Consider the following 13,904-nt stretch of genomic DNA (forward strand, 5'->3'; position numbering starts at 1 on the left):
CATGAAAAAATATCTCTTCTTCCCCCTCTGCGCGCTGGCCTGTGCCGGTTGCCATGCCGACGGCCTGCCCATCACGGGTGTCGTCGAACAGATTCCTGTCATGGCCGACGGAGCCAACGTCAGCGCGCGGCCGGTCTACGTCATGACCGACCAGAAGTTGTCCGCGCCGGCCGTCTTTAGCGGCCTGCAAGGCCTCGGATCGACGCTGACCGTCGCCTGCTGCTTCGAAGTCAGGAACACGGCGCCAACGTCGCTCGACGCCGAGCTGGCGAAATACGGCAAGGATCCCGAGTTCGCCGCCCACATGAAAAGCATCAAGGGCTATCGCTACATCTACATCGCGCAGCCCTCGTCCGACAAGCAGCGCTGGACGCCGCTGATGAAAACGCTCGCGCGGAATGCTGCGAACCCGGACGACGCTTCGCCGTTTTCCGCGGCGGCTGTCGCGGCGCAGTTCGACAAGGCGACCATGCCCGCGTCGTTCAGTGCCAACAATGTACCGATGACGCTGCAGGTCCGCACGGACAAGAGGACTGGCCGCACGGTGTATGCATTCACGCAGAGCGGCAACAAGGTCGAGTTCTCTGAAAGCGCCTTCGCGGACTGATCGCCGCGAGACACCGACATGAACGACATTGGCCCAGTCCTGGCCCTGAGCATCGCGGCGACGTGCTGCCTGCCGGCTTCCGCCCGGCAGCTCGACGTTGCCAGGTTCCTCAAGGAACGCGGTGCGGAGAGCGCCGAACTCCGTCAGCTGGCGCGCTCGCCCAGTCCGGCGGTAGTACCCGTCGCGTTCTACGACAAGGACGGCATGGCGCCGAGCTGCGGCCTTCTCGTTGCCGTCCCCCACGCGGCGAAGCCACGCTATATCGACATACTGGATGCGGACAGCGGCAGCACGTTTCCGCAATGCGTCGCGATACCGTCGATCAGGGCGTTCCGCCTGCAGGACAGGCGTTACCTTGCCATCGAATATCTGGACCGGGACACGCGCGACGATACCTATCGTTATTTCCATTACGTGTACGATGACCCGGCCCAGGGCTTCGTCGAGGACAAGATGCTCAACGACGGGGTCCCGTCGTCCGACTTGAGGAAACAAGCCGACGGCATCAAGCTTGCACGCGAGACGATGATGCGCAAGACGTTCCCGCAATGGCGCTTCCTGGAACGTGACTTCATAGCGGGTGACACGTCCTCATTTGCCACCTTCGAGGACGGCCATGCGCGCGCCTGCCATTTCGCGATGGAAGCCGGCACCAAACCGCTATCGGCAAACCTGGCCGACGTGGCGTCGACGACCGGCTGCGCCAGCGTCCTCGCTGCTACTCGGCTGGACGCACCCGCCGCGACGTACTACATCTCCATGTTCAGATCGGACGCCGGCAAGCAGCTGGTCGCCATCGCGTCCATCGCGAACGACGGCACGCTGAAGGTCGAAAAAGACCTGTCCGCCGACATCAATGGCGCAGGCGCAACCGGCGATATCAGGGCGGCCAGGACCGCACTGTCGCAACGCCTGGGCACCTTCAGCGATCCATCAACCCGACAATGACACCGCTCTGACATGGACCTCGCAACGTTAAGCGAAGCACTCCGCCGCTTCGGCACCGGCCTTTCACAACACGCCCGGCTCATCACGCTGACCAGCGCGCACGACGCCGCGCTGCCGCAAGCCCCGCTCGCCGAACGGGTGCGTGGCCGCGAAGCCGTCAACGATGTATATCGTTTCGACGTCGACGCACTGAGCACGTCGACCGACCTCGATCTCGCGGGCTTCATCGGCGAAGAACTGACCGTCGGCCTGCTGCAGCCCGACGGGTCGCGCCGCGCGTGGCACGGCATCTGCACCGCAGCCGAATGGCTGGGTGCCGACGGCGGCGTCGCGCGCTACCGGCTGCGCCTGGAGCCCGCGCTGGCCCTGCTGCGCCTGCGCCGCGACAGCTACATCTTCCAGGACAAGAACGTCCGCGACATCGTCACCGAGCTGTTCGCGGACTACCCGCAACTGCGCTTCGACTTCGACATCACGCAGGACCTGCCGCCGCGCCCCATCTGCACCCAGTACCGCGAAAGCGACTACGATTTCTTCGTACGCCTGATGGCATCGGAAGGCCTGTCCTGGCGCTTCGAGCACGACCAGGCCGTCACGGCCGACGACGGCCAGGCGCGGCACCGCGTGATCATTTTCGACAGCGCGGCCGAGTTTCCCTCGACGCCGGGCAACGCCGCCATCCGGTTCCACGGCGTGCGCGCCACCGACACCGACGACGCCATCGACGACTTCCGCGCACGCCGGCGCGTGCAGGCGAACGCCGTCTCGATCAGCAGCTGGGATCCGGCCCAGGTCCGCGCGCCCGCCGCCGAACAGCAATCGATCCTGGACGGAGGCGAGCTGCCGCTGCTGCCGGTGTACGACGGCGCCGGCGAACGCATCGCCACCGATGCCGGCGCGGCCGACCTGCGCAGCCGCCTGATGCTGCAGGCGCTGGAACTGGACAACAAGCTGTTCGAAGGCGAAGGCGCCGCGCGCCGGCTCGCGCCGGGCCATGCGTTCACGCTGACGCAGCACGACCGCTACCCCGACGGCGACAACGCCTTCAAGGTGCTGTGGGTCGAGCACGAGGCGCGCAACAACGTCGGCGCGCAGATCGCGGCCGTGGACCGCGGCGGCGTCGAACCCGGCACGTACCGCAACCGGTTCGGCTGCGTGCGCGACGCCGTGGCCGTCGTCCCGCGCGCGACCGCCCTGCCCCGGCCGCACACGGCGCTCGGCCCGCAGACGGCGCTGGTGGTCGGCCTGCCGGACAGCGTCGCGACGACGACGCGCGACCACCAGGTACGCGTGCAATTCGCCTGGCAGCGCGGCGCCGCGGCGAACCGCAGCGGCCTGGATCACGACACGGACGACGCAGGCTGCGCGCCCGGCAACGACCGCTCGGGCACGTGGGTGCGCGTGGCCGAAGCGCTGGCAGGCCCCAACTGGGGTTCGCAATTCACGCCGCGCATCGGCACCGAGGTGCTGGTCGATTTCATCGACAACGACATCGACCGCCCCCTCGTGGTCGCGCAGCTGTACACGGGCGCGGATGCGCCGCCGTTCGCGGCGGGCGTCGATTCCGGCGTCGACCACGCGGGCACGATCTCCGGCATCCACACGCAGACGTTCGACGGGACCGGCTGGAACCAGTGGCAGCTGGACGACACGCAGGGCCAGCTGCGCATGCGCCTGGCCACCAGCACGGCGGCCACGCAGCTGAACCTGGGCCACCTGGTGCGCCAGGCGCCACGCGGCGCGCAGCGCGGCCACTACCGCGGCAGCGGGTTCGAACTGCGCACGGATGCCTGGGCCGTCGTGCGCGGCGCCGAAGGCGTGCTGCTGACGACTCGCGCACGCTCCGCGCAAGGTGCCGGCGTCAGCTCGACGCAGATGGACGCGGCCGAAGCGGTAGACAGCCTGAAAGCGGCGCAGTCGCTCGGCACCACCCTGCTGGACGCTGCGACGGGACAGCATGCGCTGACCAGCAAGGCGGCCGTGCAGGCGCAGAAGGATTTCCTCGCGCAGATCGATCCGGCCGACAAGGGCAAGTTCGCCGGCCCGGTGAACGGCCAGGATGCCGCGAAGCCGACGCCCGGATCGCGCGACCTCGATACGTCGTCGCCCGTCGAAAGATTCGGCGCGCCGGTCGTGCTGATGGATTCGCAGGCCGGCATCAACTGGGCGACGCCCGCGTCGACCGTGCTGTTCGCGGGCCAGCATCTGCACTGGACGACGCAGTCGGACATGCACGTGACGGCGGCGTACACATTGTCGTCGGTGTCGGCCGAGGCGACGTCCCTGTATGCGCACGAGGGCGGCATTCAGGCGTTCGCCGGTAACGGGCCGGTGTCGGTGCAGGCGCATACGGACCAGCTCGAGATCCTGGCGGACAAGGAAGTCACCGTCATCTCGGTCAATGACGGGATCGAGGTCAAGGCGAGCAAGAAGATCGTGCTGCAGGCAGGGCAGGCGTCGATCACGCTGGAGGGGAAAGACATTACGTTTGCTTGCCCGGGGACGTTTTCCGTCAAAGGCGGGCAGCATTATTTTGACAAAGGCGCATCCGGTGCCGCCGTGTTCAACGGCCCATCCGGTCACTTGGTCAATCTTGCGCCGTACCCAGCGTCATACAGCCAGCAAATCAATATCGCAGGGATGCTGGAAAATGACCCCGAACTTGCTGGCGCCCATTACGAAATCTGGACCAAAGGAGAGAATGGACGTCTCCTCGCACGCGGGACAATCAGTGCGGACGCGCTTTCGGAACGCGTGTTTACGGAAACCCCGGAAGTGATCGAAATTATCGTCGGCGATAATGAATGGGGTCAATTCATCCATGAGCAAGCGAATTCGAATGACGATGTTTCAGATAAGGATGGTTCGTTAACATGAGTACATGGCAGGATTTCCTGGAATACCTGGAGAAACTCAGGCACACGAATGATGAACCAAAACCTGGCGCGATCATGTTCGCATTTGTCAATCGTTACCTCGAACCGATGGAGGATATCAAGTATCGCATCGAATTCGATGGTAAGGCTGTAAGCGGCGTAACGACTCAAAGCCAGAACTGGGTCGAGGTCCAACCCATTACGCTGCAAAGCGTCAAGGTTTACGCATGGTCCCGTGTCAGGAAAGATTTTAAACTCATCGATGAAGTCACACCGGTACTCGGCAAGCGCTTACTTGTCAACGAACGCATGAAGACGTTCAAGCATAAGTCCGAAACACAGCCACACCCGGCACCACAACGAAATACACCGTCGCCGGCCCCCAGTCCAGCGAAAGCGCCAACGCCGCCACCATCTAAAAGAAGTTCCGACCCGGCCCAGCACCCCCAAGGAGTCGAACCCGTTAAAGCAAAAAACGGCAAATCGGAGCCTGAACATCAAGCACACAGGTCCCCCACTGATAAGATTACTGTCGCCCAACTGAAGAAGATATTCCCCGCTGCCGCCGAGTCCTATCTGCAGCAAGCTGCAGATGAGTTCAATCGAGACTTGGCCGGATATAAATTGGATACTCCGCTACGTCGAGCGCATTTCTTTGCACAGGTTCGCCAGGAAGCAGGCAGTGCGTTGTCGCCCAAACAAGAAAACCTCAATTATCGATCCGACGTGTTGCTGGATAAATTTTCATATTACCGCAAACATCGTGCAGAGGCCGATACTGATGGACGACTGGAAGAGACTACGTATGTAGAAAAAACGATCAAGGGAGTAAAGAAGAAGGTTAAAGTGACAAAGATCATTCATAAGGCAGATCCGGTTGCGATTGCAAATAAAGCATATGGTGGCAGAGGCGGGAACGGTCCGGCCGAAAGCGGGGATGGTTGGCGCTTTCGGGGCAGAGGAATCTTTCAGCTTACTCTGAGAGGCAACTACAAGAAGTTCAACGCCGACTACTCTCAGTACTGGAGCAACGGAGGGGATGATTTCGTAAAAAATCCCGATGCGGTATGCGAGTATCCGCACTTTATTCGCTCGGCCATATGGTTCTGGATCGATAAATCAGTTTACAAGCAAGCCGATGGTGGAACAAGTAACTCCGACGTCGACAGTGTCACGAATATAATCAACCCGGCAATGGACGGCGCGGCTGAGCGGCGCCTGAATTTTCACGAATTAACTTATCCGACATTCAAATAATGACTTCGACTTTCTCGCGGATCGTCCGCAAATTCGGCTTCGCCCTCGCATTGGCATCGTGCCACCAAGTGCCGGCGCACTCGACTTCGCTGTGCGAAGCGCATGAAAAACCGGTATTCTCTTGTGAATTGAAGAATTCGAAGATCGTATCTATCTGTACCGCTCCGGACGGGGCCCCATCATACATTGAATACAGGTTTGGCAAGCCTGCCAAGATCGAAATGACGCATCGGGTTATTCGTCCTGATCAGGCATTTCAACGGGCAGACTTTATTTACGGGAATAATGCGGTAGACACAATCTGGTTCAGGAACGGCGAACATCTCTACGACGTGACAATGCCGGCTCGGGGCGCTCCAGCAGTTGAAGTATGGAAAAATCGGAAAATATTGGCGCATATCGAGTGCAAGGACGGATGGAAAAACGTCGAAGGAGTCACCGATTTGAAATCTCCGTTAATCATCGACCACGGAGAAGTGGATGTTTCGAATCGAGATAAGTTATGGTACGAAAAACAATGAATTCAGGACGGCGGTCGCGACGACGAACGAGTTCGCAGCCGCTAAGTTCGAAGGATGGCCGCTCCAAAGATAACGAAACATAATGAACCGTTCCATGAAGCGATTCCTCACGGGCACCATGTGCCAGCCGGGGCCGGCCAAGACTAGCCTCTCCATGACCATGCTATTTACCGCAGCCGTTCTCTGCGTTTCTGGCTGCTCGGCCCAAGACAAAAAACTCAAAGCCTCCGACGATGTCAAGGCATTGCAACAGCTCGTTGATCTATCGCCCGCCTTGAAGTCGGCCCGATGGGAAATGTTCGGAACGCCGGAATACGAAGGTGGCGTGCCGGGCCGCACAGATTACATGACCCTCGTTGCGGAAATCGAACCGGTCACGAATGCCGAAAGTTTCACGAGCGGCACGAACGACAAAACTATTTATATTGTTCCAGAAGCCGCGCGCCCATGGCTTTCAAGCCATTTTCACAGCATTCTGGAAAAGAACAAGAACGCGAATTTCGATCTCGCGACAGTTGCCGGATGCCACGCTTATGAGACAAAGGTAAAAAAATCCGGGCGCAAGGTCAGCGGTTTTTCGTGCGAAGAATCCGGAAAAGTTCTCGTGTATCTTTCGTTATTTTGATGACTCAAGCGCCAGGCCACCTCCTCGACAATGGCCGGGACAAAATATGCCCTGCTTTGATCGACAACGAAACACAAGAGATACTCCCGATGTGCGCATTCCCGCCTGCCGATCTCTCGCTACGCAACAAGTTCACGTCGTTAGCGCCTGGGGAATCGATCAGAATGGAAGAGCACCTATCCCCATGGGCGATCCGGGGCCTGAGAGAATGGATGATTGATCTCACTGCGAGATACACGATTCATATCCCCGTGAAAATTCGAAGGCATCGAGTTCCCCGTGCGTTAGAGCGCAAGTACGTCGCTCCGGATTATCGGACGCGACAGGGCCAAACTCGACGACAAATGACGCGAGGCCCCCGCTTCTACCCGCCCTTGCTCAGGAGCCCCCGCCGACACCCGCACGCCGCCCATGCTTGACCCGATACATGGCCTGATCCGCCAGTTCGATCAGCCGCTCCATGTCGTCCCCATCCTCCGGCCACAGCGCGAACCCGACGCTCGCCCCCAGCGGCAACGCGCGCCCTTCGAACTCGAACGGCGCGCCGATCGCCGTCGTCAATGCCTGGCATTTGCTCGCGACGCTGCAGCGATCGCGCACGCCGACGAGAATCACGCCGAACTCGTCGCCACCGACGCGCGCCGCCATGTCGTCCGCGCGCAGTTCGGCGCCGATGCGATTGGCCACTTCGCACAGCGCCGCGTCGCCGGCACGGTGGCCGAGACTGTCGTTGATCGCTTTCAGCCCATCCATGTCGATGTTCAGGACGGCGACGTGCCCATGGCACCGCGCCGCCCGCGCCAGTTGCTGGCGCAGGCTGTCGTAGAACTGGGCCCGGTTGGCGAGACTCGTCAGGGCATCGTGCGTCGCGCGGTAGTACAGGTCGTTCGACGCGTTCTGCACCGCGTGGTAGATCGCCGCGCCGACGAGCGTCGACAGCAGGCCGAGCACCTGCGCATGCCAGGTGCCGAAGGCGTTCACCGACGACGACACGATTTTCAGCACGCCCACCGAATGGTCGTCATGGCGTAGCGGTACGACGAGCATCGAGCGCAGGCCGACCTTGCGGCACGCTACGCGGTCCACGCGCGGGTCGAGCTCGGCGTCGTCGCAGCGCAGGATTTCATTCCTGTCCACGGACAGGCCGGACAGACTGCCTTCGCGCCGCAGGCGCAACCCCAACTGCGCCCGGGCCAGCCCGGCTGCCGCGCGGTACACCATCTCATTGCCCTCGGCCAATTCCACCGCAGCGCCCTCGGCCCGGCACAGCGTCGCGGCGCGCTGGCTGACCAGCTGCATGACGCCGCCCAGATCCAGGCCCTGGCAGGCGATCTCGGTCTGGATGTCGATGATGTCCAGCAGTACGGCCGCGTCCAGCGTGACGGTGCTCATGTCTAGTCAAAGAGAAATATCACAAATAATCACACAAACAGTGTGGACCATTTGCCTCTTGTTGACAAGTTAATACTGACGGTTGTCGATGCGATAAGTCACCTTGTCCACCTCCACGTAGCCATGTTCTCCGGCCGGATTGAACGTGAACACGCCGACACGGCTGCCGCGATACGCGCCCCACGTCAACGAAAAATCGGGCAGCACGGTCTCGTACCTTGCCCCATCCGCGCTGACGGCCAGCGTGGCCTTGCCATCCAGCCCCCACGTCGAGCGCAGCCAGATCGCATCGTGCTTCCACGGCTGCAATCGGGTATAACTGCCGTCCCGGGACACTTCGAGGTAACGCTCGCCCGCCACCATCACGATGCCCGCGGACGCCGTGGATTCGGCGGGATTGGCGGCGCGCGGCTGTGCCGTGAAGTGGACGAGGCCGGCATGCTGGCCGTCGGCCATCCCCGCCAGCCCGATCCGCGCGGCGAACGACTGGCTGCCCGTCCGCGCGACGCGCTGGGTCAGCACATTGCCCACTTTGAGGAGGTTGGCGCCGTCCAGGCCGGGAAAGGCGTGCAGGCGCAGATGGCCGGGACGGGCCGCCAGCGACCACTTGTCCTTGCGCGGCTGATAATTCCATTCCCAGACGGGCGCGAGCGTGGCGGCATCGAAGTCGTCGCCGCCTTGCGGGAACCGGCGGACCGACGGCGTGCCCGGCATCCGTCCCTCCCACACCATGGTGCCGATGCCGGCCCGGTCGGGCTGCCCGATCACCGGCCAGCCGTCGATCCAGTGGACCGGCAACAGGCTCGCGGCCCGTCCCGCCCAGTCGCCGCTGCCGTGGTGGGTGAAGAAATACCAGTTGCCGTCCGGGCCCTGGACGATCCCGCCCTGGTTCGGCTCCATGGCGGCGCGGTCCGCCTGCATCAGCTGGCGTTTCTCCGACCACGGTCCGCGGATCGACGGCGCCCGCCGCATCATCATCACGCGCGAGTCTCCCTGCACCTCACTGAAGAAGTGGTAATAGGCGCCGTTGAACTTGTACACTTTGCTGGCCTCGCTGCCCTTCGACTGGTAGATCACCTGGTCGGTCCCGGGCACGAGGCTGCGGTTGTCCGCGCTCAGTTCCCACAGATGGATCTTGTAGCCGTCGCTGAAGTGCGTGCCGACCAGGTAGCCCTTGCCGTCATCGTCCCAGAACGGGGCGCAGTCGTCCCATCCGGTTTCCCGCAGCACGTGCTGCAACGGCGCCCACGGCCCTTCCGGCCGTTCCGCGCTCGTCATGAAATAGCCTTCGTCCGGGGTGCCGAAATAAATCCAGAACCGGCCCGCGTGGTGGCGGATGGCGCCGGCCCAGATGCCACGGCCGTAGCGGTTCATCCGTGTCCAGTCCAGTTCCGGCGAGATCTGCGTGAGGTCGGGCACCGCGTGGCCCACCGTGCGCCAGTTGACTAGGTCGCGCGAATGCAGCACCGCCATCCCCGGAGAAAACTGGAACGTCGACGTAATCGCGTAGTAGTCGTCGCCGACGCGGATCGCATCCAGGTCGCTGTAATCGGCCGGCAGGACGGGATTGCGATAGCGGCCGTTGCCGAGATCGCCCCACCGGGTCCAGTCGCCCCAGATGACGCCGTCGCCGGCCTGGCAAGGGCCCGCCATGGCAGCAGCGAGCAGGCCGGACAGTGCGACTGCGCACCAGCGGGAGAGTTCATGTTCGGGAAAGGTGGGCATGTCCGTTGCAGATGGTCCTGATCGTTAAAAATTTGTGTCCGCCGGTGGGGATTCGGTCTACAATTGTATGGTATCGATAACGTACATTCCTGTCCAGTCAACCGGGCCGATTTGCACGGCAGCGCTGTCGATACCGCTGGGAAACTGGCGTATTTCATACATTAAAAACCTCTGGAGCGAGATTTTGGGATTTTTCCAGGCCTTGGCTCCGGCACAAGATGTTATCGGTAACCTAAACACGAGAAGAGGTAGAAACATGGGGGGACAAACATGAGAACAATTAAACTCGACCGTGCGGCGAGGCGTATCGCCTGCATGGCGGTATCGATCGGTATCGCCGCGACGCTGGTGCCTTACCCGGGCCAGGTCGCCATGGCCGCAGACCCGATCGATACGATGGTGACCAGCTACCAGCCCGTCATCAGCGAATCGATCGATGCGAACGGCTTCAAGCATCCCGGGGTCGGGCTCACGAAGGCGACCCTGGAAACCATGCGGACCCAGGTCCTGGCGAAGAAGGAGCCCTGGAATACCCACTTCAACATGATGCTCAAGTCGGGCAAGGCGTCGCGTACGGTGGGCATCTCGAACGTCAATGGCGCCGACCCGACGCAGCCGCGTATCCTGGGGATCGATTCCCAGGGCGCCAACGGCCTGTTCATCAACGACGCACTGACCGCCTACACGCAGGCGATCCTGTACTACGTGACCGGCGACGACGTCTATCGCGCCAACGCCATGCGGATCATCCGCCTGTACGGGAAAATGGATCCGTCGAAGTACGTGTATTTCGTCGACTCGCACATCCATACCGGGATCCCGCTGAGCCGCATGACGGCGGCCGCGGAAATCCTGCGCTACACGAGCACCCAGACGCCGGCGCTCGCGTGGACGGACGACGATACAGTCAACTTCTCGAGGAACCTGGTCACGCCCGTGATCCAGACCTTCGACAACTGCAACTGCCGGTTCATGAACCAGCACCTGTACACGACCATCGCCAAGATGTCCGGGTCGATCTTCATGGGCGACCGCGACGGGTACAACCAGGCCGTCGAATGGTTCACCGTCAACAAGGATGCGCCCGACCCCGCATGGACTGGCTCGATCAAGCAATTGTTCCGAACGGTGACGCGCAATGACGCCACCGGCGAAGAGATTCCGCCGCAGATCCAGCACGTCGAAATGGGCCGCGACCAGGCGCACGGCGCCGGCGACCTCACCAACTCGGAAATCCTCGCCCGCCTGATGCTGGCGCAGGGTACCAGGGTCGATCCGGCGGCGGGCACGCCGTCGACGGCATCCAACGCCGTCGGCCCGTACGAGTTCATGGACGACCGCCTGCTGGCCGTCCACGAACTGTGGGGCAAATACATGATCGGCTACGACATCCCATGGGTGCCCGTCGCCATGAGCGTCAATCCGGATGGCAGCATCCGCGCGATGTACAACAACGTGAATCCGTCGTACCGAGGCCGGCTCTCCCAGAACACCTGGGAAGCCTTCTATTACTACAAATACGTCCGCGGCATCGACCTGGAGCAGCTCGCACCGGGCTATACGACGATCTACGCCAAGCGCAAGGCCTACAACTGGGATGGCGTCGACGGCGGCGGCGACTTCTGGCTGACGCTTCCCAAGGCCGCCGAAGCGGAAGGCAGCAAATACCTGGGCATCCCCATCGTCGATCCGTATCGCGAGGTGGAAGACCGGTTCACGGCGTACGACGGCAATGCGGTCGCGCAGACCGAAGGCACGACCGGTTTTGTTAGAACCACAGCCACGCCGGAGGGCACGCGCATCGCCGTGTACAGCTATAACGGGGCCGCCATCCCCAACATGGGCTTCCGCATCCGCACCAGTGGCCAGGCCATGATGGACGTCGACGGCATGTCGCTCGCGTTGCCGAATACGCGGGGCCAGTGGCGTTACGTCGTGGTGCCGCTGAACCTGGGCGACTTCCTGCCGCTCAAGGTCACCGGCGCCGGTACGACGGTCGACATCGACCATATCAACGTCAAGTCCAGCACCCTGCTGAGCCCGCCGGTCTTCAAGTCCGGCACCGGCGACGCGACGGCGTACACGTATGCCGGCGCCACCATCCCGGTGACGCTCGACCTGTCGGCCACCGACCCGGCCGCCGGCGACGTGGTGACCTACAATATGGACAACCTGCCGCAGGGCGCGACGTTCGATACCAGTACGGGCGCGTTCTCGTGGCAGCCCACGCAGGCCGGCACCTACACGTTCATCGCCGAAGCATCGGACGGTACCTCGGTGACCACCAGGCGTGTCATCGTCGAAGTTGCCGCGGACCGGCAGGCTGCCGTGGCGACCGTCGCCGCGCCGTTCAAGCCGGACACGCTGTACGTCACCGCGACGAAGACGGCCTACGAGAGTGCCTACGCCGACATGCAGAACACGATCGGCTCGGGCACCGACGATACCTACTTCCAGAAGCTGGGGGCATTGCGCAACGCGGTCTCCGGCCTGCGTGAACTGACCCCGCTGCTGAAGGACGGCAGCATGGACTACACGAACCTGTTCTTCAAGACGAACCTTGTCACGAACTTCGGCGACTGGGCGGCGAATGGCGTCGATGACAATACCGACAGCTTCATCGCGTTCACCATCGCGCGCGACACCAATCACACGTTCACGCTGGACTTCGGTCCCAGCTTCAAGGTCGCTGCGAACAAGTTCCAGCTCCAGCCGCGCACCAGCTTCCCGGAACGCGTCGGCGGCGTGACCATCTTCGGTTCCAACGACAATGAGAACTGGACCCGGATCTCGCCCGACGAGACGCTCGGGATCGAGGGCTGGCAGACGCTGAACGTGGCGGACGAGTTCCGCACGAAGCGCTACCGCTTCTACAAGCTCTCGATGATCCATGATCTCTGGACATATAACATCCTCGAGCTCGGCGAATTCCGGATCTTCGGCACCCGCTATGAAACGGTCAACAAGCTGACCAGCGTGTCGCTGGGTTCCGACCAGGCGCTGAAGAACCGGGTCGTGCCGGGGAATACGATCAAGCTGACGTTCCAGTCGTCCGAGCCGATCAACAACGTGAGCGCGACGATCCAGGGCGAACCGGCCACCATCACCACGACCGATAACCTGAACTGGACGGCGACGACAGTCGTCAACGCCACCATGGCACCGGGACCGGTGAAGTTGCTCCTCAACTACAGGACCGCCGACGGCACCGCCGCCGAACCCGTCCTGTTCACCACCGATTCGTCGACCCTGTCCATCGCGGACCAGAAGGACTACATCGACAACGTGCTCGACATCGCCACCGTCACCGATTCCAACGGCCGCAATGCGACCGACGTGATCAAGAACGCAAAACTGCTGTTCGACAGCAACGTGACGACGAACACCGACTTGCGCCTCAACGGCAGCGGCAACAATGGCTGGGTCAAGTTCGACTTCCGGCCCGGCGTCACCACGGTGTTGTCGCGCGTCGACGTCATCGGTCCCCAGAACCAGTACTCGGGCCGGATCAACGGCACCGTCGTCCAGGGTTCCAATGACAATGCGACGTGGACCAACATCTCGACCTTCGCCGGGAATACGCCGGAGTGGCAATCGCTGAAGATCACCGGCACCACGCCATACCGCTACATCCGCATGACGAACGCCAACGCCTGGTTCGGCAACATGACGGAACTGCGCCTGTACGGTACGGTGAACGCCGCGGACACGACCGCACCCAGCACCACCGCCACCGCGCCGCAAGGCACGGTGACCACGGACGCGACGATCACCTTCGCGGCCACGGACAACCAGGGCGGCTCGGGTGTCGCTGCAACGTACTACACGGTCGACGGCGGTGCCCAGCAGACGGGCAACACGGTCACGCTGACCACCAGCGGCACGCACACGGTGAGCTACTGGAGCACGGACTGGGCGGGCAACACCGAACAGGCACACGCGGTGACGGTGTC

At 62.3% G+C, this 13,904-nt stretch carries 9 protein-coding genes; 7 read left to right on the forward strand and 2 right to left on the reverse strand.

What is annotated here, in order from left to right:
* Position 1 precedes the first annotated feature (1 nt).
* From QPK29_RS02070 to QPK29_RS02095, 6 genes are all read left to right on the forward strand, one after another.
* Complete coding sequence (locus QPK29_RS02070; protein WP_371769494.1) at positions 2 to 607, forward strand: hypothetical protein; 606 nt, start codon at positions 2 to 4, stop codon at positions 605 to 607.
* 18 nt (positions 608 to 625) lie between these two features.
* On the forward strand, positions 626 to 1,555 hold the full coding sequence (locus QPK29_RS02075; protein WP_371769495.1) for a hypothetical protein: 930 nt from the start codon (positions 626 to 628) through the stop codon (positions 1,553 to 1,555).
* Between the two features lie 12 nt (positions 1,556 to 1,567).
* A complete protein-coding gene (locus QPK29_RS02080; protein WP_371769496.1) occupies positions 1,568 to 4,432 on the forward strand; it encodes a type VI secretion system Vgr family protein in 2,865 nt (954 codons plus the stop codon).
* Entirely contained in the window at positions 4,429 to 5,688 is a 1,260-nt protein-coding gene (locus QPK29_RS02085; RefSeq protein WP_371769497.1) for a hypothetical protein, read from the forward strand. Before QPK29_RS02080 ends, QPK29_RS02085 begins: the two co-directional genes overlap by 4 nt.
* On the forward strand, positions 5,688 to 6,209 hold the full coding sequence (locus QPK29_RS02090; RefSeq protein ID WP_371769498.1) for a hypothetical protein: 522 nt from the start codon (positions 5,688 to 5,690) through the stop codon (positions 6,207 to 6,209). The genes QPK29_RS02085 and QPK29_RS02090 overlap by 1 nt, the downstream gene beginning before the upstream one ends.
* Before the next feature lie 94 nt (positions 6,210 to 6,303).
* Complete coding sequence (locus QPK29_RS02095) at positions 6,304 to 6,834, forward strand: hypothetical protein (protein WP_371769499.1); 531 nt, start codon at positions 6,304 to 6,306, stop codon at positions 6,832 to 6,834.
* Positions 6,835 to 7,212: 378 nt separating this feature from the next.
* Here the strand turns inward: QPK29_RS02095 and QPK29_RS02100 are convergent, their stop codons facing one another.
* On the reverse strand, positions 7,213 to 8,226 hold the full coding sequence (locus QPK29_RS02100; RefSeq protein WP_371769500.1) for a diguanylate cyclase domain-containing protein: 1,014 nt from the start codon (positions 8,224 to 8,226) through the stop codon (positions 7,213 to 7,215).
* A 69-nt stretch (positions 8,227 to 8,295) separates the two neighbouring features.
* Positions 8,296 to 9,951, reverse strand: coding sequence for a glycoside hydrolase family 43 protein (locus tag QPK29_RS02105; RefSeq protein ID WP_371769501.1), 1,656 nt, complete (start codon positions 9,949 to 9,951; stop codon positions 8,296 to 8,298).
* Positions 9,952 to 10,221: 270 nt separating this feature from the next.
* Between QPK29_RS02105 and QPK29_RS02110 the strand changes: the two genes are divergently transcribed.
* The coding region (locus tag QPK29_RS02110) for an OmpL47-type beta-barrel domain-containing protein (RefSeq protein WP_400189712.1) at positions 10,222 to 13,904 on the forward strand (3,683 nt) is incomplete at its 3' end.

The organism is Massilia orientalis (assembly GCF_030411975.2).
GTDB lineage: Bacteria > Pseudomonadota > Gammaproteobacteria > Burkholderiales > Burkholderiaceae_D > Telluria > Telluria orientalis.

Coding starts and splice junctions, on each gene's coding strand:
- QPK29_RS02070 (WP_371769494.1), top strand. CDS start 2: ATGAAAAAATATCTCTTCTTCCCCCTCTGCGCGCTGGCCTGTGCCGGT.
- QPK29_RS02075 (WP_371769495.1), top strand. CDS start 626: ATGAACGACATTGGCCCAGTCCTGGCCCTGAGCATCGCGGCGACGTGC.
- QPK29_RS02080 (WP_371769496.1), top strand. CDS start 1,568: ATGGACCTCGCAACGTTAAGCGAAGCACTCCGCCGCTTCGGCACCGGC.
- QPK29_RS02085 (WP_371769497.1), top strand. CDS start 4,429: ATGAGTACATGGCAGGATTTCCTGGAATACCTGGAGAAACTCAGGCAC.
- QPK29_RS02090 (WP_371769498.1), top strand. CDS start 5,688: ATGACTTCGACTTTCTCGCGGATCGTCCGCAAATTCGGCTTCGCCCTC.
- QPK29_RS02095 (WP_371769499.1), top strand. CDS start 6,304: ATGAAGCGATTCCTCACGGGCACCATGTGCCAGCCGGGGCCGGCCAAG.
- QPK29_RS02100 (WP_371769500.1), bottom strand. CDS start 8,226: ATGAGCACCGTCACGCTGGACGCGGCCGTACTGCTGGACATCATCGAC.
- QPK29_RS02105 (WP_371769501.1), bottom strand. CDS start 9,951: ATGCCCACCTTTCCCGAACATGAACTCTCCCGCTGGTGCGCAGTCGCA.